18 protein-coding genes are annotated in these 23,461 nt (G+C 67.3%); 13 read left to right on the forward strand and 5 right to left on the reverse strand.

Translation table 11 applies throughout. The annotated features are described in order from the left end of the window. Position 1 precedes the first annotated feature (1 nt). The 3 genes from AB0H00_RS08615 to AB0H00_RS08625 all read left to right on the forward strand — a co-directional run bounded on the left by AB0H00_RS08615 (position 2) and on the right by AB0H00_RS08625 (position 3,319). Entirely contained in the window at positions 2 to 2,179 is a 2,178-nt protein-coding gene (locus tag AB0H00_RS08615) for a S9 family peptidase (RefSeq protein ID WP_357262985.1), read from the forward strand. Positions 2,180 to 2,353: 174 nt separating this feature from the next. After that, a complete protein-coding gene (locus AB0H00_RS08620) occupies positions 2,354 to 2,527 on the forward strand; it encodes a hypothetical protein (protein WP_357262988.1) in 174 nt (57 codons plus the stop codon). A 90-nt stretch (positions 2,528 to 2,617) separates the two neighbouring features. Further along, on the forward strand, positions 2,618 to 3,319 hold the full coding sequence (locus tag AB0H00_RS08625) for a DUF2334 domain-containing protein (protein ID WP_357262991.1): 702 nt from the start codon (positions 2,618 to 2,620) through the stop codon (positions 3,317 to 3,319). Between the two features lie 98 nt (positions 3,320 to 3,417). Here AB0H00_RS08625 and AB0H00_RS08630 read toward each other — a convergent pair whose 3' ends face one another. Then, positions 3,418 to 4,815 carry a glutamate decarboxylase gene (locus AB0H00_RS08630; RefSeq protein WP_357262994.1) on the reverse strand — a complete coding sequence of 466 codons (1,398 nt, stop codon included), beginning with the start codon at positions 4,813 to 4,815 and terminating at the stop codon, positions 3,418 to 3,420. 517 nt (positions 4,816 to 5,332) lie between these two features. On the opposite strand from AB0H00_RS08630, the gene AB0H00_RS08635 reads away from it, so the two are divergent. Further along, entirely contained in the window at positions 5,333 to 6,688 is a 1,356-nt protein-coding gene (locus AB0H00_RS08635; protein ID WP_357262997.1) for a dipeptidase, read from the forward strand. Positions 6,689 to 6,691: 3 nt separating this feature from the next. Here the strand turns inward: AB0H00_RS08635 and AB0H00_RS08640 are convergent, their stop codons facing one another. Next, on the reverse strand, positions 6,692 to 7,336 hold the full coding sequence (locus tag AB0H00_RS08640) for an MBL fold metallo-hydrolase (RefSeq protein WP_357263000.1): 645 nt from the start codon (positions 7,334 to 7,336) through the stop codon (positions 6,692 to 6,694). A gap of 274 nt (positions 7,337 to 7,610) precedes the next feature. Here AB0H00_RS08640 and purS point away from each other — a divergent pair, with 274 nt between their 5' ends. From purS to AB0H00_RS08655, 3 genes are all read left to right on the forward strand, one after another. Beyond that, positions 7,611 to 7,847, forward strand: coding sequence for a phosphoribosylformylglycinamidine synthase subunit PurS (gene purS, locus AB0H00_RS08645; RefSeq protein ID WP_327112165.1), 237 nt, complete (start codon positions 7,611 to 7,613; stop codon positions 7,845 to 7,847). Further along, the gene (purQ, locus tag AB0H00_RS08650) at positions 7,844 to 8,521 is read left to right on the forward strand and encodes a phosphoribosylformylglycinamidine synthase subunit PurQ (RefSeq protein WP_357263003.1); all 678 of its coding nucleotides are present in this window, start codon (positions 7,844 to 7,846) and stop codon (positions 8,519 to 8,521) included. The genes purS and purQ overlap by 4 nt, the downstream gene beginning before the upstream one ends. 312 nt (positions 8,522 to 8,833) lie before the next feature. Continuing rightward, positions 8,834 to 10,132 (forward strand): M18 family aminopeptidase, encoded by a 1,299-nt coding sequence (locus tag AB0H00_RS08655; RefSeq protein WP_357263005.1) that lies wholly within the window; start codon positions 8,834 to 8,836, stop codon positions 10,130 to 10,132. Here AB0H00_RS08655 and AB0H00_RS08660 read toward each other — a convergent pair. Continuing rightward, positions 10,081 to 11,394 (reverse strand): glycosyltransferase 87 family protein, encoded by a 1,314-nt coding sequence (locus tag AB0H00_RS08660; protein ID WP_357263008.1) that lies wholly within the window; start codon positions 11,392 to 11,394, stop codon positions 10,081 to 10,083. The two genes, AB0H00_RS08655 and AB0H00_RS08660, sit on opposite strands and share 52 nt — an antisense overlap. 272 nt (positions 11,395 to 11,666) lie before the next feature. Here AB0H00_RS08660 and purL point away from each other — a divergent pair, with 272 nt between their 5' ends. Next, complete coding sequence (gene purL / locus AB0H00_RS08665) at positions 11,667 to 13,997, forward strand: phosphoribosylformylglycinamidine synthase subunit PurL (RefSeq protein WP_357263011.1); 2,331 nt, start codon at positions 11,667 to 11,669, stop codon at positions 13,995 to 13,997. Positions 13,998 to 14,099: 102 nt separating this feature from the next. Here the strand turns inward: purL and AB0H00_RS08670 are convergent, their stop codons facing one another. Continuing rightward, positions 14,100 to 14,390 carry a YiaA/YiaB family inner membrane protein gene (locus AB0H00_RS08670; RefSeq protein ID WP_357263014.1) on the reverse strand — a complete coding sequence of 97 codons (291 nt, stop codon included), beginning with the start codon at positions 14,388 to 14,390 and terminating at the stop codon, positions 14,100 to 14,102. 212 nt (positions 14,391 to 14,602) lie between these two features. Here AB0H00_RS08670 and AB0H00_RS08675 point away from each other — a divergent pair, with 212 nt between their 5' ends. The 5 genes from AB0H00_RS08675 to AB0H00_RS08695 all read left to right on the forward strand — a co-directional run bounded on the left by AB0H00_RS08675 (position 14,603) and on the right by AB0H00_RS08695 (position 21,936). Then, positions 14,603 to 16,315 carry an alpha/beta-hydrolase family protein gene (locus AB0H00_RS08675; protein ID WP_357263464.1) on the forward strand — a complete coding sequence of 571 codons (1,713 nt, stop codon included), beginning with the start codon at positions 14,603 to 14,605 and terminating at the stop codon, positions 16,313 to 16,315. Continuing rightward, positions 16,312 to 16,956 carry a CPBP family intramembrane glutamic endopeptidase gene (locus AB0H00_RS08680; RefSeq protein WP_357263016.1) on the forward strand — a complete coding sequence of 215 codons (645 nt, stop codon included), beginning with the start codon at positions 16,312 to 16,314 and terminating at the stop codon, positions 16,954 to 16,956. Before AB0H00_RS08675 ends, AB0H00_RS08680 begins: the two co-directional genes overlap by 4 nt. Positions 16,957 to 17,281: 325 nt before the next feature. Further along, positions 17,282 to 18,751 carry a serine hydrolase domain-containing protein gene (locus tag AB0H00_RS08685; protein WP_357263019.1) on the forward strand — a complete coding sequence of 490 codons (1,470 nt, stop codon included), beginning with the start codon at positions 17,282 to 17,284 and terminating at the stop codon, positions 18,749 to 18,751. Positions 18,752 to 19,145: 394 nt separating this feature from the next. Continuing rightward, positions 19,146 to 21,509 (forward strand): hypothetical protein, encoded by a 2,364-nt coding sequence (locus AB0H00_RS08690; protein ID WP_357263022.1) that lies wholly within the window; start codon positions 19,146 to 19,148, stop codon positions 21,507 to 21,509. A 34-nt stretch (positions 21,510 to 21,543) separates the two neighbouring features. Next, entirely contained in the window at positions 21,544 to 21,936 is a 393-nt protein-coding gene (locus AB0H00_RS08695) for a sterol carrier family protein (RefSeq protein WP_357263025.1), read from the forward strand. Positions 21,937 to 22,027: 91 nt separating this feature from the next. On the opposite strand, the gene AB0H00_RS08700 is transcribed toward AB0H00_RS08695, so the two are convergent. Beyond that, on the reverse strand, positions 22,028 to 23,296 hold the full coding sequence (locus tag AB0H00_RS08700; RefSeq protein WP_357263466.1) for an ABC transporter permease: 1,269 nt from the start codon (positions 23,294 to 23,296) through the stop codon (positions 22,028 to 22,030). Positions 23,297 to 23,461: the final 165 nt, after the last annotated feature.

The raw sequence follows: 23,461 nt of genomic DNA on the forward strand, positions 1-23,461 counted from the left end.
CATGGCTCTCGACAGCGGCACGATCTCCGAACCGGGCAACGGCACTCCCGTCGTAGCGGCGCCGATCGCCAAGACGGTTCCTACCGAGCGGGTGCACCACGGTGACCTGTTCGTCGACGAGTACGAATGGCTGCGGGACAAGGAGAGTCCCGACGTCATTGCCCACCTGGAGGCGGAGAACGCCTACACCGAGGCGCAGACCGCGCACCTGGACACGCTGCGCGACGCGATCTTCGACGAGATCAAGGCGCGCACTCAGGAGACCGACCTGTCCGTACCGTCCCGCATGGGCGAGTACTGGTACTACTCGCGCAGCTTCGAAGGCAAGCAATACGGCGTGCACTGCCGGTGCCCGATCGCCGCCGACGCCGAGGGCATCGACGCGTGGACGCCGCCGCAGCTGGAAGCGGGAACCGAGGTTCCCGGGGAAGAGGTGCTGCTCGACAGCAACGTGCTGGCCGAGGGGCACGACTTCTTCTCACTCGGCGCGTATTCGATCAGCCATGACGGCAATCGGCTCGCCTATTCGGTGGACAACGTCGGCGACGAGCGCTACGTGCTGCGGTTCAAGGACCTGCGCACCGGCGAGTTGCTCGGCGACGAGATCGCCGGTACCGCGCCGGGTGCTACCTGGTCGCTGGACGGCACGCACGTCTTCTACCAGACGGTCGACGAGTCGTGGCGACCCGACACCGTGTGGCGGCACCGGCTCGGCAGCACGGCGCCCGATGTCAAGGTGTTCCACGAGCCCGACGAGCGGTATTGGGTGAGCATCGGCGCGACCCGCTCGGAGAAATACCTGATGATCTCGGTCAACTCGAAGATCACCAGCGAGGGCTGGGTACTCGAATCCGATGATCCCGAGGGCGAATTCCGTGTGCTGCTGCCGCGCCGCGAGGGCGTCGAGTATTCCGCGGAGCACGCTGTGATCGGCGGTGAGGACCGGTTCCTCATCCTGCACAACGACGTCGTGGACGGGGTGAAGGCGGAGAACTTCGTCCTCGCCGACGCGCCGGTCGACGACCCGTCGAACATGACCCTGCTGCTCGCACACCGCGACGACGTGCGGCTCGAGGACGTCGACCCGTTCCGCGATCACCTGGTGCTCAGTTACCGGCGCGAGGCGCTGACCAGGATCGCGGTGTGGCCACTGACCGAATCCGGCTACGGCGAGCGCCGCGAACTCGCCTTCGACCTGGAACTCTTCTCGGTCGGCACGGGTTCCAACCCGGAGTGGACTCAGCCGACCCTGCGCATCGGCCTGACCTCGTTCATCACACCGATGCAGGTGTTCGACTATGTCCCCGCGACCGGCGACCTGCTGCTGCGCAAAGAGCAGCCGGTGCTCGGCGGCTTCGACGCGAACGACTACGAACAGCACCGGGATTGGGCGATCGCCGAAGACGGCACCCGGATTCCCATCTCGCTGGTGCGGAAGAGGGACGCGGCGGCCGATGCGCCGAAGCCGTTGCTGCTCTACGGCTACGGCTCCTACGAGGCGAGCATCGACTCCTCGTTCTCGGTCTCGCGCCTGTCACTGCTGGACCGCGGCATGGTTTTCGCGGTCGCGCATGTGCGCGGCGGCGGCGAGATGGGCAGGCTCTGGTACGAGAACGGCAAGACGCTCACCAAGAAGAACACCTTCACCGACTTCGTTTCCTGCGCGCGGCATCTCGTCGACACCGGCGTCACCACAGCGGACCGGGTGATTGCCGATGGAGGTAGTGCGGGCGGCCTGCTCGTCGGCGCGGTGGCGAACCTGGCACCCGAGCTGTTCGCGGGCATCCTGACCAATGTCCCATTCGTCGATCCGCTCACCTCTATCCTCGACCCGTCGCTCCCGCTGACCGTCATCGAATGGGACGAGTGGGGAAACCCGCTGGCGGACAAGGATGTCTACGAGTACATGAAGTCCTACTCGCCATACGAGAACGTCGAGCCCAAGGACTACCCGGCGATCCTGGCGATCACCAGCCTGAACGACACCCGTGTGCTCTACGTCGAGCCCGCGAAGTGGGTCGCCAAGCTGCGCGCCACCAAGACCGGCGACGCGCCGCTGCTGCTCAAGACCGAGATGAGCGCAGGGCATGGCGGCGTCAGCGGGCGCTACGAGAAGTGGAAGGAAGTGGCGTTCGAGTACGCCTGGGTGCTCGACACCGTGGGTCTCGCCGGCGCGTAGGCCACGCTTGTCCCGTTAGTCGGTGGCCGGCGGGAACAGGAGTTTGCCGAGCAGAGCGGTGAGTTGACGCCGCTCGCCCGGCGACAGCGCGGCGAAGGTGTCGTCGAGAAAGGCGGGCACCGCCGGCTCCACGCTACGGAGCCGTTTCCGGCCCGAGCTCGCGGTCTCGGCACCGTGTGGACCAGTGCTCAGGGGCCGCCGGAACGGGAACTCGCTGCGGCGCTGGGGATTCCATACGACAACGTCATGCTCGCCGCATTCATCCCGGTGGCCTACGCGATCGGCGCCGAATTCAAGCCCGCCGTGCGGGTCCCGCGCGAGCAGGTTCTGCATTGGGACCGGTGGTAGCGGCGCGCTCGACCGAGGCGTGTCGGAGTGTTCGTCGCGTGGTCATGCGGGCTGCATGCCGAGGACATGTACGGCTGACACCGTTGATTCATGAACGCTGAGCTGATCGTGTCGGTCTCCGGGATCAGGGACACCACCCGGGATATGGCGATGGAATTCGCCGAGGAGATGGATCGGCGCGGCGTGCCGCTCTCGCTGCTGGTCGCGCCGCGGCTGAAGGGCAAATACCGGCTGGTCGACGACTTGGCGACGCAGGCGTGGTTGCGCGGTCGCCGGGTGCGTGGTGACGCCATCGTGCTGCACGGCTACGACCAGGCGGCCACCAAGCGGCGACGCGCCGAGTTCGCCGCGCTGCCCAGGCACGAGGCACGATTGCGGCTGACCGCCGCCGACCGGGTGATGGAGCAGGTAGATCTGCGCACCCGCCTGTTCGCGGCTCCGCGCTGGGATGCCTCGCCGGGCGCGCTGGACGCGCTGCCGGAGGTCGGTTTCCGGCTCGCGCTCGGCCTCACTTCGATCGTCGACCTGGAGCGCGATGTGGCACAGAAATCCCGGGTGTACGGCATCGGTGCGGGCTTCCGTGCGCAGCCGTGGTGGTGTCGAGCCCTGGTAATGGGCGCCGCCCGCGCCGCTCGTCGCGGCGGCGTGCTGCGCCTCGCCGTCTCCGCCGCACAGCTGGACCGTTCCGGTCCACGTCAGGCAATGCTCGACGCTGTCGACCTCGCGCTGTTCCACGGTGCGTATGGCCACATCTACCGCTGGGAGCCGTTCCCGGCTGCCCGCGCCGCATGAATAAGTCGCGGCGGCAGGTGTATGGCGTATGTGCGGCTGCCTCGAGCCTTCAGTCGGCCAGGCGTGGGCTACCTGTTGACTTCGTCCGGCTGCGCCGATCATGGGGGCGAAATCTTCGCGTCCGGTACGGCGGCCTTCGCGTCGTGTGTGAAGCCACCCGCCTCCGCGCGGGTGAGCGGGCTCGAAAATGGTCGTCGCTCCAGCTGTTTCATGCAGCGGATCAGGTCCTCCAGCAGCAGGTCGGTCATGTCGACGGTGAAGCCGTGCCGGATCACCGCGCGCATGATCGTCTCGTCGCCCCGGTCCGGGGGTAGCGGATACGCGGCTATCAGCCAGCCCCTGGTGCGCAGGCGATCGGACAGATCGTAGAGGTTGAATCCGGAATCGCTGGTCAGCCGCCAGGACACCGCGGTGATGCCGCGCCGCGGATCGCCGTCGTGGATCATCTCGAAGACCCCTAGTCCGCGCAGCCCGGCGGCCAGGTGCTGCGCCACGCGGTAGATCGTGGACTGCACCCTGGCGTAGCCGGTCCGGCCCAAACGGATGAAGTCGTAGTACTGCGTGATCGCCTGGCCGCCGGGCCGGGAGAAATTGAGGTTGAAAGTGGCCATGCTCCCGCCGAGATAGTCGACGTCGAAGATCAGTTCCTCGGGCAAATCGCCCGCATCGCGCCAGATCGCCCAGCCTGAGCCGAGCGGCGCGAGCCCGGTCTTGTGGCCGGAGGCGTTGATCGACTTGACCCTGGGCAGCCGGAAGTCCCAGACCAAGTCCGGCGCGGCGAACGGGGCTAGGAAGCCGCCGCTGGCGGCGTCGACGTGGATCGGGATGTCGAGTCCGCTGGTCTGTTGCAGTGTGTCCAGCGTCGCGCTGATCCCGGCAACGTCCTCGAACAGGCCGGTGAAGGTCTGGCCGAAGGTGGGTACGACCATGATGGTGTTCTCGTCGCAGTGGGCGGCGACGTCGTCCGGGTGCATGGTCAGCCGGTCGGCGCGCAGCGGGATCTGCCGGATCTCGACGTCGAAATAGCGTGCGAACTTCTCCCAGCAAACTTGGACCGGCCCGCAGACGAAGTTGGGCGTCCCGGAGCCGCCGCGCTTGCGCCAGCGGAATTTGGCCGCGAGCCCGCCGAGCATGGCCGCCTCGCTCGACCCGGTGGTGGAGGTTCCGTGCGTCGTGGCCGGGTCCGGCGCGCGCCACAGATCGGCTACCATCCGGACACCGCGGCGCTCCAGCTCGGCGGTCTGCGGGTATTCGTCCTTGTCCACGATGTTCTTGTCCAGGCATTCGGCCATCAGCCTGCGCGCCTGGTCGTCCACCCAGGTGGTGCAGAAGGTGGCCAGGTTCATCCTGGAGACACCGTCGAGCATCAGCTCGTCATGGACGATCTCGTAAGCGGCCTGGGGAAACATCTCACTCGCCGGAAATCCGCCCTTCGGCGCCGTCCGGCTGAGCCCGGGCAGGGCGAACAGGTCGTCGGGTCCTTCGGTGTCGGGCATGGATACGGCCTCCCGATTCGGCTCGTTGTGGTGTGCCTGTGCGGGTGCCGGAATCGGTAGTTCGAAACCGGCTGCGCTTGCCGTGCATTCCTTGACCATCGAGGATGCCGACTGGTTGCCGGCGCCCGGTGGCTCCAGCTTGACACAATCCGGGGTCGGCGCGCCTGAGTTCTTGTATTCGCAGGTCGGACCAGTTCGGCGGCAGCCGCTCGGCCCCGATTCCGCTGACAGACCGATCGGTTTGCTCTGTTGCCAACCGCGGTCGACGCCCTCGACGGCCACTGGGCAGCAGATGGCGCGTCGTTCTCATGGAGTGATGGCGGATACGCTCGGCAGCGACGGCGGATCGTCTGCGAGGATCTATCGTCAACGCTGATCAAGGCAACGGGCGAGCTGTCCGAGTAGTCGCGCGGTGACAACCGGGGTGTTTGGCGGGCAGACCCGTAGTCGCACGAACGGATCGGCACCTGTCCACCGGACAATGACATTCGACGACGCGAAGAATCGAGGCGCGGGCATGACCGACGATCAACGCACCGCGGCGCTGCGTGAGCAGGTCGCCGGGTTGATGCCGCAAGCGAAAGCAGATCTGACCCAGCTCGTTTCGCTCAGGTCGGTGGCCGACCCCAGGCAGTTTCCGCAAGAAGAGTGTGAGCGAACGGCGCAGTGGGTGGCCGACGCCTTCGCCGCGGCGGGGCTGACCAAAGTCGGTCTGCACGAAACACCTGACGGCAGTAAGGCCGTCATCGCCGCGCGCCCTGCGCCGGAGGACGCGCCGACGGTGCTGCTGTACTGCCATTACGACGTCCAGCCGCCGATGGACGAAGCGGCCTGGCGTACCCCGCCGTGGGAGCTGACGGAGAAGAACGGGCGGTGGTACGGGCGGGGCAGCGCCGATTGCAAGGGCAACATAATCATGCATCTCACGGCGTTGCGCGCGCTCGGCGCCGATCTGCCGCTCGGGGTGACCCTGGTCGCGGAGGGCTCCGAGGAGCAAGGCACCGGGGGACTGGAGCTTTTCGTCGAGGCCAATCCGGACCTATTGCGGGCGGACGCGATTCTGATCGGCGACTGCGGCAACTTCGCGGTCGGCGTGCCGACCCTCACCGAGACGTTGCGCGGCAACGTGAATGTTGTAGTCACCATCGAAACCCTCGCGGGGGCGATGCATTCCGGCATGTTCGGCGGCCCGGCCCCGGACGCGCTTGCCGCACTGATCCATCTGCTCGCCTCGCTGCGCGACGAACGCGGCAACACCACCGTTGCCGGACTGCCGAACGACCAGGTCTGGCCGGGCATCCAGTATCCGAGCGAGCAGTTCCACGCCGACGCGGGCGTCCTCGGCGGCGTCGAGCTGACCGGCGACGGCACTGTCGCCGACATGCTCTGGGCGCGACCGGCTTTGACGGTGCTCGGCATCGACGCGCCGCCGGTGGTCGGATCCTCCACCGCGATTCCGCCGATCGCCCGTGCACGCCTGAGCCTGCGCATCCCGCCCGGGACAGATCCCGGCCGGGCGCACGAAGCGCTCGTCGCGCACCTGGAGGCGAACACGCCGTGGCACGCGAAGCTGACGGTCGAACTCGAAGGCATCGGCGCGCCGTTCCGGTCCGGCACCGACGGGCCTGCTCGCGCCGCGATGGAGGCGGCGCTGGCCGCGTCCTACGGCCGCCCCGCGACCACGCAGGGCCAGGGCGGGTCCATCCCGCTGTGCAACGTCTTCGCCGACACCTATCCGGGCGCGGAGATCATGCTGCTCGGCGTCGAGGAACCGACGTGTCTGATCCACGCGCCCAACGAAAGCGTGGACCCGAAGGAGATCGAGCGCATGGCGCTCGCCGAGGCGCTGTTTCTGGCGACCTACACCGGGTAGCGGCTACACCTCGGTGGCGTCCTCCGGTTCGAGCACCCGGAATTCGGTCCCCGCGGGCGCCATTTCGGCGAGGCGGCCGAAGTAGATACCCCGCGCCTCCGGCACGATGATGCCGAAGTGGATGGGCAAGGCGGTGCGCGGATTGACCGCGCGCACGTAGTCGACGGCCTCGCTGACCCGCATCCATGGCGCGGCGGCGGGCGCGGCCAGCACGCCGACCGGGACCGGAGGCACCCACAGCGAGTCGCCCGGGTGGACAAGCTGGGCGGGATCGTCCGGAGTGCCCAGCTGAAAGACGGTGTTGTCGATCACCGGGATTTCGGGGTGGATGACGGCATGCCTGCCGCCGCCCCCGGTGATCTGGAGATCGCCGAGCGCGAGCACGTTGCCCGCGTGCACAGCCTCCCACCGCCCGCCGCGTTGCTGGGCCGTCTGCGGGTCGGACAGCAGCCGGGCTTCGGGGTTGGCCTCGACGAGCGCGTCGATCCGGTTCGGGTCGATGTGGTCGGGATGCTGGTGGGTGACCGCGATCGCGTCCAGGCCGGTGAGGCCTTCGAAACCGTGCGAGAAAGTGCCCGGGTCGAACAGAATTTTCTTGCCGCGCAGCTCGACGAGGAGACAGGAGTGGCCGAAGTGGGCTATGCGCATTTCGCAATGCTACTGTGTCAGATTTGTCGTGCTGAACATGCCGCGCCTCTGCGCGGCGTGTTCGTAAGACTCGCGCTGTGTTCCCGAGACTCGCGCTGGGTTCTGCTGTGTTCTGCTGTGTTCTTCTGTGTTCTTCGGAGTAGCGCTGTGTTTCGCAGACTTGCACGGTGTTATCGACGACACGACGGGTTATTTGTCCGACCCCGCGGATGCCGTTTGCGACCAGCACAACTAGGCTGCTCAGGTAACCCCCCAACCACATGAGGAGCAACGCGTGGCACGAGTCGTGGTCGAGGTGATGCCGAAGGCCGAGATCCTGGATCCCCAGGGACAAGCCATCGTCGGCGCGCTCCCGCGCCTGGGATTCGAGGGCATCTCGGATGTGCGTCAGGGCAAGCGATTCGAACTCGACATCGATGACAGCGTCGACGACGAGGCACTCGAGCAGATCGCCGAATCGCTGCTGTGCAACACGGTGATCGAGGAGTGGAAGGTGGTCCGCCTCTCATGACCGCGCGTATCGGGGTCGTCACGTTTCCCGGCACGCTCGACGATGTCGACGCCGCTCGGGCGGTGCGCTCGGCGGGTGCCGAGGCGGTCAGTCTGTGGCATGCCGACGCCGACCTGAAGAGCGTCGACGCGGTCGTCGTGCCCGGCGGCTTCTCCTACGGTGACTACCTGCGCGCCGGTGCTATCGCCCGGTTCGCCCCGGTGATGGGTGAGGTCGTGCGCGCGGCGACCGCCGGCCTGCCGGTGCTGGGTATCTGCAACGGCTTTCAGGTGCTGTGTGAGGCCGGGTTGCTGCCGGGCGCGCTCACCCGCAACGAGGGTCTGCACTTCATCTGCCGCGACGAATGGCTGACGGTGGAATCGGCGTCGACGGTGTGGACCTCCCGCTACGAGCCGGGCGCCCAGATCCTGATTCCCCTCAAGTCCGGCGAGGGCCGCTACCAGGCCTCGGCCACCGTGCTCGATGAACTGGAGGGCGAGGGCCGGGTGGTCTTCCGCTACGCGGGTGAGAACCCGAACGGTTCGCAGCGCGCCATCGCGGGCGTCGCGTCGGCTAACGGTCGCGTCGTCGGCCTGATGCCTCACCCCGAGCACGCCACCGAGCCGCTGACCGGCCCGAGCGATGACGGCCTCGGCATATTCCTCTCGGTGCTGGACACTTTGGTCTCCGCTTAGCCTGCCGCCGATCGCGGATCAGAGGAGTCGGTCGAAAATGTCGAACTCGACGCCGTAGGCCGCACGAGGTAGCCGTGTTCGATCGGCTGGTTTCCGTGGTAAATCCATAGTCGCCCTAGGTTTTCGAGCCAGGCCGCGGTCGATTGCGTCGAGGATTTCAGGCATGTGCAGCGAACCCACCGTGCGTGCGAGCGCGCGCATGATGCGGATCGCCTCGCACGGTCAGATGTAGTCGTTGCCGATGATCGCCTTGCGCCGCCCGTCCCGGGCGGCGCGTCGGTCCTGACGACCGGCTTGCCTAGGATCGCAGGCATGCCCGTTTCCACCACTGACGCCACAGCCGCCGGGCTGTGCGCGTTCATCGATCAGTCGCCGTCGCCGTTCCATGTCTGCCGAACGGTCGCCGACGAGCTGGACGCTCGCGGCTTCACCCGGCTCTTCGAGTCGCAGCCCTGGCCCTCGGATGGCCCGAGCAGGCACTACGTGATACGCGGTGGATCGCTGGTCGCCTGGGCCACGGCGGACCCCTCGGGCGCGACCCCGTTTCGGGTGGTCGGCGCACACACCGACAGTCCCAACTTGCGCGTCAAGCAGCACCCGGACCTGGTTTCCGCGGGCTGGCAGCTGGTCGGCCTGGAGCCCTACGGCGGCGCGTGGCTGAATTCCTGGCTGGATCGTGAGCTCGGCGTCTCGGGGCGGCTGAGCGTACGCGACGGAAACACGGTGCGCGAGCGGCTGGTTCGGATCGATGAGCCGATCCTGCGGGTGCCGCAGCTGGCCATCCACCTCTCCGAGGACCGCAAAGGCGTCACGCTGGACCCGCAGCGTCACGTCAACGCGGTGTGGGGCGTCGGATACGAGTCGGACGCGTTCCTGGATTTCGTGGCCGGCCGCGCCGAGGTCGACCCGGACGAGGTTCTCGGCTGGGAGCTGATGACCCATGACCTGACGCCGAGCAGGCTCGTCGGGCGCGACCAGGATCTGGTGAGTGCACCACGCTTGGACAACCAAGGCACCTGTTTCGCGGGCCTGCGGGCGTTTCTCGCGGCGATCGACGAGCCGGGCGCGGCCATCCCGGTACTGGCCATGTTCGACCACGAGGAGGTCGGCAGCCAGTCCGATCGCGGAGCGCAGTCGGATCTGCTTCCCACAGTGTTGGAACGCATCGTGCTCGCGCGCGGCGGCGGACGCGCCGACTACCTGGCCGCGTCGGCCGGTTCGGTGTGTGCGTCCGGCGACATGGCGCACGCGACGCACCCGAACTACCCGGAGCGGCACGAGCCCGCGCACCGGATCGAGGTGAACGGCGGGCCGGTGCTGAAGGTCAACCAGAACTTGCGTTATGCCACCGACGCGGCGGGCGCGGGAGCGTTCGCGCTGGCCTGCGCGGAGGCCGGAGTTCCGTTGCAACGCTACGTGCATCGCGCCGACCTACCGTGCGGCTCTACCATCGGCCCGATGACCGCGGCCCGCACCGGCATACCGACGGTCGACGTCGGGGCGCCGCAGCTGGCGATGCACTCGGCGCGTGAGCTGATGGGCGCGGCCGACGTCCCGGCCTACGCGGCGGCGCTGGCCGCCTTCCTCACACCTGAGGTCACCGGGCGGTAGGTGGCGACCGCGATCACGAAGACCCCGAGGGTGGCCAGCACATAGCTGCTTCCGATGATCTGCTGCCACCAGGCCCAGTCCAGCTCGAGGTCGGTGGAGTGCGGCAACAGCCAGTGCGGGCCGATCAGGAGTAGCACGGTGAACACCGCGACGGTACTGATCAGCCACCGACCGCGGCTGCCGCGCACCATCATGTCGGCGGTGACCACCAGCGCGGGAACGATCCATACCCAGTGGTGCGACCAGGACACCGGTGAGACCAGCAGCACCGTGGCGGCGTTCACGAGCAGCGCGGCGACGGGGGCTCCCGCGTCGATCAGCCTGCGCATCCACACCGCGGCGAGCGCGACGGTGATCAGCGAGAGCGAGATCCAGAGCAGGGTGGCCACCGAATCGGTAACGCCGAGACGGAAGGTCATCCCCTTGATGGACTGGTTGCCCGCGAAATAGGGCGGGCCGATCCGGTCGGTGTCCGCGAGAGCGTGGAACCAATACTCCACCGAGTCGCTCGGGAACAGTACGAATCCGAGGCCGACCGCTGCGATCGCGGACACCACGAGCGTGCCCGCCGCCTTCCAGTCCTTGCGGATCAGGAAGTACAGCAGATATCCGGCTGGAATCAGCTTCACCGACACCGCGATGCCGATCAGCATGCCGCGCGGCCACAATGGCTTGCGCACCAGGCAATCCAGCGTGATAGCGGCCATCAGCACCAGATTGATCTGTCCGAAGCCGACCGTCTGGCGGATCGGCTCGAAGAACTGCGCCAGCGCTACCGCGCCGATCACCGATGTCAGCGCGGTCAGCCGGGTCAGTTCGGGGCGGATGCGCGCGAGCACCAGCCACACCGTGATACCGAGGCTCAGTACGGAACTGGCGACCACGAGGACTTCGGCGATCGGCAGCGACATCAGGGCCAGCGGAGCGAAGAGCAAGGCGGCCAGCGGGGGATAGGTGAACGGGAGTCCGATTCCGAGGACCGGCGGCATCGGGCCGTACAACTCGCGACCGTCCAGCCAGGCTCGGGCGCCGTTGCGGTAGACCCGGAGATCGATGAAGCCGTGCCACCAGTGCGCCAGCAGCGACACGAGCGCCGACACCGCGAATAGCGCAATGGCAGCAATCAGCCAGCGCACCTGGGGCGACGAGAGGTTCAGCGATGCGGTGCGGGTGGTCGATGCGGAATTCGCGCTTCTGGCGCGAGCGGCATCGGCGGCGACCGGTTGCTCACCCGGATTCGCAACCCCCGATCCTTCTTTCACCGGCTCAGAGTAGCGGGTCGGTTCGGCCGGTCGGCCGGTTGACCCGCATGGCCGTATCCCCTCGATACGCCGCCGGGGAAATGGTCACCGACCACGGCCGGTGCTGCTGCTACGCCCTCAGCTGCGCGGCACCTATCCACTGCCTCTAGACTTACACCCAGGCATCTCGCCGCAACCCAGTGACAACGCTCGTCGCTTCGCTGAGTTCGCCCACCCGGCCGGCTCCGCCGGCTTGCCGACCCCCTGCCCGGCCGAAAGGACCCTGGTACTCCGTGACTCCGCAGGTCGACACCGTCAGCGCAGCCGCAGCAAACCCCGATGTGCCGCAACCCTACAAAGAACTGGGCCTCAAGGACGACGAGTACGCCCGCATCAAGGAAATCCTCGGTCGCCGGCCGACCGACGCCGAGCTGGCGATGTACTCCGTCATGTGGAGCGAGCACTGCTCGTACAAGTCCTCGAAGGTGCACCTGCGTTACTTCGGTCAGACCACCACGGACGAGATGCGCAAATCCATGCTCGCCGGTATCGGTGAGAACGCGGGCGTGGTCGACGTCGGCGACGGCTGGGCGGTCACCTTCAAGGTGGAGAGCCACAACCACCCCTCCTATGTCGAGCCGTACCAGGGCGCGGCCACCGGGGTCGGTGGCATCGTGCGCGACATCATGGCGATGGGCGCGCGTCCGATCGCGGTGATGGACCAGCTGCGCTTCGGCGCGGCGGACGCGGCCGACACCCGTCGCGTGGTGGACGGCGTGGTGCGTGGCGTCGGTGGCTACGGCAATTCGCTCGGCCTTCCGAACATCGGTGGGGAGACCGTGTTCGACGCCTCTTACCAGGGCAATCCGCTGGTGAACGCACTGTGCGCAGGCGTGATGCGGGTCGAGGACCTGCACCTGGCCTTCGCCTCCGGGACCGGCAACAAGATCATCCTGTTCGGTGCGCGCACCGGCCTGGACGGCATCGGTGGCGTCTCGGTACTCGCCTCGGACACCTTCTCCGATGATTCGGACCCGGCTTCGGAGGGGTCGCTTGCGGGCCCCGGCCACCAGCGCAGCCGCAAGAAGTTGCCCTCGGTGCAGGTCGGCGACCCGTTCACCGAGAAGGTGCTCATCGAGTGTTGCCTCGAGCTGTACGCGGCGAAGCTGGTCGTCGGCATCCAGGACCTCGGCGGCGCCGGATTGTCCTGCGCCACTTCCGAACTCGCGGCCGCAGGCGACGGCGGTATGCACATCGAACTGGACAAGGTGCCGCTGCGCGCGGCCAACATGACCCCCGCCGAGGTGCTCTCCAGCGAATCGCAGGAGCGCATGTGCGCGGTGGTCAGCCCGGAGAATGTGGACGCGTTCATGGCCGTATGTCGCAAGTGGGACGTGCTGGCCACGGTGATCGGCGAGGTCACCGACGGCGACCGGCTCGTGGTCACCTGGCATGACGAGACCGTCGTGGACGTGCCGCCGCGCACCGTCGCGCACGAGGGCCCGGTATACGAGCGCCCGGTTCAGCGGCCCGACGAGCAGGACGCGTTGATCGCCGACACCCCTGACAAGCTGACCCGACCGAAAACCGCCGACGAACTGCGCGCCACGCTGCTGCAGATGATTTCCAGTCCGCAGCTGTGCAGCCGCAAGTGGATCACCGAACAGTACGACCGCTACGTGCGCGGCAACACCGTGCTCGCCGAGCACGCCGATGCGGGCGTCATCCGGATCGATGAGGCGACCGGCCGCGGCATCGCGCTGGCTACCGACGCCTCCGGCCGCTACACCAAGCTGGACCCCTACACCGGCGCACAGCTCGCGCTGGCCGAGGCATTCCGCAACGTCGCCACCACCGGCGCGACTCCGAAGGCGGTCACCAACTGCCTCAACTTCGGTTCGCCGGAGGACCCCGGTGTGATGTGGCAGTTCCAGCAGGCCGTGCGCGGTCTCGCGGATGGCTGTGTTGCGCTGGGCATTCCGGTCACCGGCGGCAATGTGAGCTTCTACAACCAGACCGGCCGGACCGCGATCCTGCCGACCCCGGTGGTCGGCGTGCTCGGCGTGCTCGACGACGTGCACCGCCGCATTCCGACCGGGCTCGGCCTGGAGCCGGGCGAGACGCTGATCCTGCTCGGCGACACCCGCGACGAGTTCGGCGGCTCCATCTGGTCGCAGGTCACACACGACCACCTCGGCGGCGTCCCGCCGCGGGTCGACTTCGCCCGCGAGCAGTTGCTCGCCGAGGTCCTCCTCGCCGGTTCGCGCGACGGCATGATCAGTGCGGCACACGACCTTTCGGAGGGCGGGCTCGCCCAGGCCATCGTCGAGGCCGCGCTGGCCGGCGAGACCGGTTGCCGCGTCCTGCTTCCCGAGGACGCCGACCCGTTCGTCATGCTGTTCTCCGAGTCGGCGGGCCGGGTACTCGTGGCCGTGCCACGTTCGGAGGAGACCAGGTTCACCCGCATGTGCACCGCCCGCGAGTTGCCGTGGGTGCGCATCGGCGTGGTCGACCAGGGGTCGGATTCGGTCGAGGTGCAGGGCCAGTTCTCGATCACCATGGACGAGTTGCGTGCCGCGCACGAGGGCACGTTGCCGAAGCTGTTCGGCGCAGGCACGATCTGACCTCAGGCGGCCGGAAGATCTCGACGGCGACAGCGCTCGCTGGAACGCCCACCTGTGCGGGCCCGGACCCCTCGATTGTCGGGCCCGCACAGGTGCGCGTGGTCAGGCGACGGATGTGAACGGATCGTGCTCGGCGAGCAGCTTTTCCATCCGCGCCTGGTCGATGCGGCCATGCACGGTCGCGGCCTCGTGCTGGTCGCGTACCACCTTTGCGAGCGTGAAGGTGCTCGTCACCAGGAAGAGCATGGACATCGCGAGGAAACCCCGCTGCCAGATGTCCAGTGGCAGATAGCAGATGCCGGCGCCCGCCCCGAGAAAGCTGACGCCGAACGCGATCGCGGCCTGGGCGACGAACGCCGAGGTGGTCTTCGGCTGTGCGTTGGGTGTGCTCATGGATATGAAGTCTGCGGACTCAGCGGTGCGAATGACCGCGTACAACTACTCGAGCGGACTGGGTAGTTGCCGTGCCGGGGCATCCCCGGCGGTGCTTCTTCACGGTAGCGTGGTGTGATCCGTGTCGACGGCGCCCGTGTCGCGGCCGGGCAACGCATCGGGCCGCCGGTGGCGACCGCCATACTGGTGCAGTGCTGGAGACCGCCACGACCATGCAGAGGCTGCGTAAGCGCGGCGTCGTGGTCGTCCGGCGCGCCGAGGAGATCATCGACCTGAACTACATCGGCCTTGTGGTCGCAACGGTTTTCTTCGCGCTGTCGGTGACGCCGTCGCTGCTGCCGCGTGACTGGCTGTTCCAGGGGTTGATCAGCGGGGTCAACGCCGCGCTCGGGTACGGCGTCGGCTGTTTGCTGGAATGGTTGTTCCGGCTGTGGGTCCGGCCACGGTTGAGGATTCCCGCGCCGCCCACCTGGGTGCGCTACGCGGTCAAGTCGGCCGTCCTGTGCACCGCCGCGCTGAGCGCCGCTCTCATGCTCGTGCAGTCGGCACGCTGGCAGCGCGAGATCACCGCGCTGATGGGGATGGAGGGCACCACCACGCCCGCCTATCTGCGTACGGGTCTGCTGAGCGTGGCGATCTGCGCCGCGGTGGTCGCGGTGTACCGGACGGCGCGCGAGATCATCCTGTTCCTGGCTCGCCTGCTCAACCGGTGGGTGAAGGTACCGCGCGAACTGGCGCCGGCGGCGGGGTTCCTCGTGCTGGTCGTACTGGCCGTGACGATCTTCAACGGCGTGGCCTCGCGGGCGTTCTTCGCGGTGGCCAACTCCGCCTTCAGCGTGCGCAACGACCACAACTCGCAGAACGCGGTCCAGCCGCAGCAGCCGGAGCGCTCGGGCAGCCCGACCTCGCTGGCCGAATGGGAAACTCTCGGGTTCGAAGGGCGGTGGTTCGTCTCCCACGGCCCGACCGCGAGTCGCATCACCTCGGTCACCGGCAGGCCGGCCAAGGAACCGATCCGGGCTTACGTCGGTCTGGAATCCGCCGAAGAGGGCGAGGAACAGGCCGAGCTGGCGGTATCCGAACTGGAACGGACCGGAGCGTTCGACCGGAAGGTGCTCGTGGTGGTCACCACCACCGGAACCGGGTGGGTGAACGCCATGGCGACCGGAGCGATCGAGTACATGTACGGCGGCGACACCGCTATCGTCGCCACGCAGTACTCGTATCTGCCCAGCGTGCTGTCGTTCCTCGCCGACCGCGGCAAGGCGACGGTCGCGGGCGAGCGCCTGTTCGACGCGGTGTACCAGCACTGGACGGCACGACCGCCGCAGCTGCGGCCGAAGCTGCTGGTGTACGGGGAGAGCTTGGGTTCGGAGGGGTCCGAGGCCGCCTTCGACGGCTTGGCCGACCTGCGGGCCAAGGTGGACGGCGCGCTGTGGGTCGGCCCGCCGAATTCGAACCGGCTGTGGAAGCAGTTCGTTTCGCGCCGCGATCCGGGCTCGCGCGAGGTCGAGCCGATGTACGCGGACGGGCTCGTCGTCCGGTTCGCCTCCGACAGCGCCGATCTGGCGCGGCCCTCGTCGGAATGGCGGGCGCCGCGCCTCGCGTACCTGCAACACGCGTCCGACCCGATCGTCTGGTGGTCGCCGGATCTGATCTTTTCGAAACCGGATTGGTTGTCCGAGCCGCGGGGGTCGGACGTGTCTTCGCAAATGCGTTGGTGGCCGTTCGTGACGTTCTGGCAGGTCGCCGCCGACCTCACCAACGCACAGGGCGTCACCGACGGTCACGGGCACCGCTATGGCAGCCTGGTGCTGGACGGCTGGGCGGCCATCGCGGCGCCACCGGACTGGACCGCGGAGGTCTCCGAGCGGATTCGGGTCGAGCTGGAGGCCGCGGAGGACTACGAGCGGAAGATCAAGTGAGCCGACTACGTGTCGCGGGAACGGCTGCGGCTGTTGTCATTCCGCCTGCCTGGAACAACTGGGTACTGCCCTGGCTCGGCCTCGGCATCCGTGGCCGGACCGCCGCCAACACGGGCTTCGCCACCGGATACGCGCTGGCGATGCGCGGCAGGCCGAACTGGTGCGCGCCGCGTGGCGTGCGCTACGGGTTGGTATCGGCCACAGTCGTCGCCGCCGGTTACGCTGCGACCCTTGCCATTCCGTCGACTCGGCACCGCCTTGGGGAATTCGCCGATCGGAGTCCTGAGGTGTCGGCTGCGGAGTGGGTTGCCGTGCATATCCCGATCGGTACCGTCTACAGCGAGGAACTCGTCTTCCGCGCGACCTTGGATCCCCTGCTGGACAAGGCTTTCGGCACACGGATCGGCGCGCTGCTCGGCGCACTGACCTTCGGGCTGTGGCATATCGCGCCCGCGCGCGCGGCGGGTGACAGCGTGCCCGCCACCATTGCCGTTACCTCGGTGGGGGGCTTCGTGTTCGGCTGGCTGGGCCGTCGTGCCGAGAGCGCCGCTGCCCCCGCCTTCCTGCATCTGGCCGTCAATGTCGGTGGAGCGGTCGCTTCCCGGCTCGGCCGTCGTCTCGGTGGGTTCCGTAGCGGCTGAGCCGGAGCGACGGCGTTCGATATCGAGGACCGCTCGGTGGTCGGGTCCGCGCACTGTCGTGCTGGTTTCGTCCACGTGGGGAACGCGGGCGGTGGTCAGATTTCCGCAGCGCCGCCGGGCCCTGACCGTGCGCGCCGCTGCCTCGCGGAGGCGTGTCAGGGGGATCGTGCCTGAGCGTGGTTGCCGGTCGGCTGGCGTTGTACGGAATTCGGTCATTCGCCAGTAGCGATTCCGAACGCGCACTTGCGCACATCGTTCCCTGATGAGTACAGTGTGCGCATAAGGGAACGACGTACGCGTCAACTGGAAAATTGGGAGCAAAGCGATGTCGAACACTGTGAACTGGGATGCGGCGGGCGATTGGAATGTCCGAGGAAGCTGGGGGAGCGTGGATTCGTCCGGCCGCCGGTTCTCCGTCGCGCGGTGGCAGGCGCGGCTCGACGAGCTGCGTGCCGCGCACCACGTACCCGGCGCATCGCTCGCCGTGCTGGTCGACGGACAGGTCTACGAGATCGCCAGTGGCGTCCTGCACCGAGGAACCGGGACGGCCGTGACGAACGACTCCGTGTTCCTCTGTGGCTCCGTCGCGAAGGTCTACACCGCGACGATGATCATGCGGCTCGTGGACCTGGGCAAGCTCGACCTCGACGCTCCGGTCGTGGACGTGCTGCCCGAGTTCGCCACACCCGACTCGGAGGCGACGCGGCGGATCACGATCCGGCAGCTGCTCAGCCACACCGGCGGCGTGACAAACGATTTCAATCACGACACCGGCCGTGGCGATAACTGCCTCGCGGAATATGTCAGGGCTGCAAGGGATGTCGCGCTGGACTGCGCGCCGGGGACGGCGATGTCCTACGGCAGTCTCGGCTACGTCGTCCTCGGCCGGGTGATCGAGGTGCTGACCGGCAAGACCTGGGATCAGGCGGTGCACGACCTGCTCGCCGCCCCACTGGGACTCGATCATCTGGTGACCCTGCCGGAGCAGGCGCTGCGGTTCCGCGTCGCGATGAGTCACCTCGGCGAGCCGGGCGCCGATCCGGATCCCGCGCCGGAGTGGGATCTCATGCCCCGGTCGGTCGCGCCGGCGGCGCGGGTGATCAGCTCGGCGGGCGACATGGTCCGTTTCGCCCGTATGCACCTCGAGGGTGGGCTCGCGGCCGACGGTACCCGGGTTCTGTCCGCCGAATCCGTCGCAGCCATGCGGCATCGCGAAGTCGACGTCCCGGACAAGTGGACGGTCAGCGCCGACGGGTGGGGCCTCGGCTGGACCCTGTACGACTGGGACGGCGTCAAAGGATTCGGCCACGACGGCGCCGCGATCGGCCAGTATGCCTATTTGCGGGCGGTACCAGAGGCGGGGGTCGCGGTTGCTCTGCTCACCAACGGTGGTGGCGCGCGCCAGCTCTACGCGGCACTGTTCCGCGAACTGCTCGCCGAGTTGGCGGACGTCCGCATGCCCGACCCGTTCGGTCCGGCCGACCCGCCGGTCGCGGTGGACATCGCCCCGTTCGTCGGCACCTACCGACGCGCCGGTGTTGTGGTCACCGTCACCAAACGTGCCGATGGCACCGGCCACATGCGCTACGAATTCGTCGACGGCATGGCGGGCGTCTCGCCCGCGCTGAGCATGGAACTGACTCCGGTCTCGCCCACCGTGTTCGCCGCCTCCGGCGCCGGACCATCCTTCAGCGAGGACTACATGCCGGTCGTCTTCGCCACCCTCGCCGACGACACCGAATGCTGCTACGTCGGCATGCGGGCTACACCGAAGCAGTCAGCCGAGACCGCCTGACCGTCCCCAGCCCCGCCCCCTGCGCCGACCGAGCTGCGCAGGGGTCGGTCGCTTCTGGCGTGCGACGTATCCGATGCGTACCCAGGTAAAACCTTCGACGCGCATCCGAGATCAGCGATCTGTGCTTGGTAGAGCTAACTCGCAGCATGTCGATCATTCGTTGCAGCAGAACATGTTTCATGGCCCAGCCGACCGTTCCGGCTTTCGAATTACGTCACTTGTTGTTCACGCAATGTCGTGAACAACGTCTGCAACCTGTCAATGAGACGGACGTACTGTCCCACTGTGCCTCGCTCTGGAGACGGAAAGAGAGTGTGCTCGAGCAACGCCCCCAGGGGCGGTTGACGACGCCGGCGCTCCTGAGCTGTCCGACGAGTGACGACCTGCATTGGCGGTGACCGAGGACGATGAGTTCGACATGGGATGGGGACTCTTTCATGCACACCTGCTCCGCGGCAGCGCGATTCGTCGCAACCTCATGATGATCCACCTCGACATTGCCAGGTTTCGGCAGCGCCACACCTCGAGAATCGATCCGAACCAGATCGTCGATGAATTGATCCGATTACGACTGCGATGGGCGAATGTCGGCCCGTGGCGGCGCCGCGCGGTCTGGCTGGTGTTGATTCTGTTGGCGCTCCTGGTCTTTCCAGGCGCGATGGGTGCGGTGGCCACCGCGCAGTATCAGGCGGCCTCGGCCGGTGGCGCATCCGAGGTCGACGGGCTGAGCTGGATGAATATCAAGGACTCATCCGGCGTTCCGCTGGCCAACTATCTGTTCGCCAGCGATCATGGCGGACCGCTGAACCCCGGCGCCACCATCGTGTGGGCGGTAGTCGGTCTGGAGTTCATCGGCTACCTCGCCATTGTCACGACAGCGATCTGGTTGATCGGATACGCGTTGAGTTTCCGGTGGCTGGACATGTTCTCCTCCGCGCTGCGCGGAGTGGCGGATGCGTTGACCGGTCAGGTGGCGACACCGTTGGTGTTGGTGACAGCGGCGGCGATGGGGGCGTTCTTCGTGGCGTGGTTCATCGTGCGGGGCTATCACGCAAAGGCCGCGATGCAGGTGGTGACGATGGTCGCGGTGGCGATAGTGGGGCCGGTGTTCCTGGCTGAGCCGCTGGAGGATGTGTTGTCCTCGCACGGGTTGCTGGCGCAGGGCCGTGATCTGGGTATTTCGGTGGCGGCCGGATTGAACGGCAACGGTAACCCGAATCCGAACCAGTTGGTGGCGGCGATGCAGGGGAATCTGGCCGATAATTTCGCGCGGCGTCCGCTACAGGTGTGGAACTTCGGGCACGTGGTCGATGAGCGGCCCGCGTGCCGGTCGGTGTGGTCGGCGGGGGTGCTGGCCGGTGACGACGACCGGGTGAAGAACGGCATGAAGGCATGTGGGGACGCTGCCGCGCACGCCAAGGCCGCGAACCCGAGTATGGGCCAGGTCGGCACCGGGCTGATGTTGTTGGTCTGTGGCGGGATCCTGTTGTTGTTCGCGGCCTACCTCGGAATCAAGGTCATCAAGACCGCCTTGGACACGATCTACCACGGGTTCATGTCGATCTTCGGGTTCGCGGCGGGGGGATTCGTCTACGGTCCGAGCCAGACGTTCCTGGTCCGCAACATCGTCGATAGTTTCGTCGCCGCCGCGCGAATGACCGCCTACACCATCTTCCTCGGTGTCTACGTGCTGTTCATGGGCAACCTGTTCCAGCAGGCGCGGGGGCAGGTGATGGCGGTGATCGTCATCGCGGGCGCCGTCGAAATCATCGCGATCTCACAGCTGAAACGCCTCTCCCAAAGCCTCACCAGCGGCAATGACTGGATTGCCAATCGATTCGCGCTCGCCGTACAAGGCGGTCAGGTCAAGTCCGCCAGTAGCAGTGGCACGGCCCTTGGCATGGGTACGTCCCATGCCGCCGGCTCTCGCGGTGGGATGATTACCGGACTCGCGGCACTCAACACCATCAACTCGTCGCCGGTCGCCGCATGGCTCGCCGCGGGAACTACCAACCCCCTCAACCCGCAGGCACGTGGACGCAGACAGATTGAGCTGGCCAACGTCGAAATCGCGCCGATGCGGCGGGAATCGCACATCTGGGGCCAGCTGGCCCGGACGAATTGGCGAGTGCTGGCAGTGGAAGCCGCTGCCGACTTCGGCGGAATGCGCACCGAACTCGGGGTGGCGAACGCTCTGAAACGTCTGGAAGACAGCAAAATCACCGACTCTCAGCTGCCCAGCGCCTTGATGTCTGCTGGTGGGAGCCGGGAACACGTCAGCAATGCGATACGGGCCCTCAGTACCCAGAAGTCGACGACGTCGCAGAACCAGAATAGTTTCAAACCACTACAGAAGGCCGTTGCGGCGGCACGCGCCGTGGAAAACCATGTGGACGACGATGCGCGCACGGCCTTCGCCGCGCAGGCCGTGGTCGCGGCGAACAGCTTCGCCAGGAACACCAGCGCGCCACCCCCCGGTGCGCCCATCGATCACCGTTTCATCGAAACCGTTGAGCAGAATTGGCATTCGGACCGAGCGCTGCGTGCCGCGATCACGCCTGATGAATGGAACGGCGTCGGTCGTGCCACGCGATGGGAAATCGGGCAGCGGGTGGCGCGGATGCACCGTGATGCCGCCCAGGCTTACCACGCGGATCAATCCGAGCTGAACCGCGCACGGCTGATGGAGTCGACCCGACGAATTTCCAACCTCGACCATATGGATCCCAGTGGTGGCCTCGACCCATGGGATCCGTAAACCCGGCCCGGCCTTCAGCGGTAACGTCGGCGATGTGGCGCGACGATCGACAGTGGACCCGGCGGAGCTGCGGGCCGCGGTGGCGGCGGTGAGCATATGGCTGCGGGACGACACCGCACCGGCCCCCGCGCGCACCGAACTGGCGGCGGCGGTCCGCACCACCGCGCGCACCCTTGCCGCGAACGCTCCGGGGCACTCGGTGGAGGTCCGGGTTCCGCCTTTCGTCGCGGTGCAGTGCATCGAGGGTCCGCGGCATACCAGGGGAACCCCGCCGAACGTGGTGGAGACCGATCCGCGCACCTGGCTGTTGCTGGCCACCGGCCTGCTGGAGTTCGACGCAGCGGTGAATTCCGGTGCGGTCAGCGCCTCCGGAAGCCGAGCAGCCGAGGTGGCGCGCTGGCTGCCGATCGTCCGGGCCACCGACTGAGCCGCGAACCGAGCGGACCGATTCCGCGCGCGCTCATGCCTTCACCTCGCCGGCGCTCGGTTCCACCATGACCGAGCGATGCTGCGCTAGCTCATGCCTGGACGCGATTGCCGCGGTGCAGTCCCTTGCGGTCGTAGAAGCGGGTGACCGCGGCGCCGAACAGCAGTCCGATCGCAAGGCCGAAGACCGCCATCCAAACCCCGCGCGACAACCCCGCGTCGAAATCGGCATCGAAGTAAAGGATCGCCCGCACACCGAGGAACACCTGGTGCATCGGCTCGAACGAGGCCAGCCAGCCGAAGTACTTCGGCGTCGCCTCGATCGGCACGGTGCCACCGGAGGAGGGCAAGCCGAGGATGACGAACAGGATCAGGTTCACCAGCAATCCGGCCGAGCCGATCGATGCGAGCATGGACAGCCCGGTCGCCCCGACCGCGGTAATGGCAAGCGCGCTGTAGAGGTACAGCGCGAGCGGATGGTCGATCGGCATGTCCAGCACCTTGCCGACGCTCAGGAACACCGCCGAGACGATGTTCGCGGCCAGCACCAGCACGCCCCACTTGATCAGCAGCGTCTTGAAGCGTGAGATCGGGGTCGGCGGATAGTGCACGTACCACGGCCCGTATTCGGTGGGCACGAAACCGAGTTGGGCGTCGATCATGGTGTGGATGACCATCGCGCCGACCACGCCCGCCAACAACAGCAACAGCGCATAGAAGAACCCGATGAGTCCCTGCCCGGTGCCGTGGGGCAACGGGTGGTACTGCTGCACCACCACCTGCACCGGCTGCGCGAGCGCGACCCGAGTGGCGCCGGATAGTTCGGGCGCGGGCGGGCTGCCCGGCTTCGGCGCGAGCTGGGCGTTCACCTGATCGGTGAGCTGCTCGCCGACCTGCTTGTTTACCTCGGTCAGCGCCTCGTTGCCGACCCGGAGCACGATCTGGGTACCGAACGCGCCGGTGCGCGGGTTGGTCTGCACCGTGATGATCGGCCGCTGGATGTCCCCGGGTATGACACTGCCCACACCGAGAATGCCGAGTCGCTTGCTGAAATCGCTCGGGATGACGATCGCGCCGTAGACCCGCCCGGACTGCATTTGCCGCTCGGCCTCGTTGATGCCGATCACCCGCAGATCGACCTTGTCGGACGGCACGCCATGCGCCAGCGCGTCGGTGATCTGGTTGCCGAAGTTCACTTGCCGCTGCTTGTCCGCGGTCCCGATGGTGTCGCCGACATCCTGGTTCACCAGGGCGATCGGGAAGTCGTGCAGGTTCTTTTCCGGATCGATGACGTAGTCGAGATACATAATGCCCAGCAGTGCCGTCAGCAGTGTCAGCACGCCGATCGGGGCGAGCACCATTCGAGCCCAAGGCGTGCGCTCCGCGGGCGTGGCCGACCCTGTCCTGCCCGCGTCGTCCGTAGTCGTCACGGCCGCACGGTAACAGTTGTGGGTGTCGGAAATCTGTAGGTATACCGGGCGGATCGCTGCTCGGATGCGGTGACGGTGATCGTCCGCGGGCATTCA

Source organism: Nocardia sp. NPDC023852, assembly GCF_040639505.1.
In the GTDB taxonomy this organism is placed as follows: domain Bacteria; phylum Actinomycetota; class Actinomycetes; order Mycobacteriales; family Mycobacteriaceae; genus Nocardia.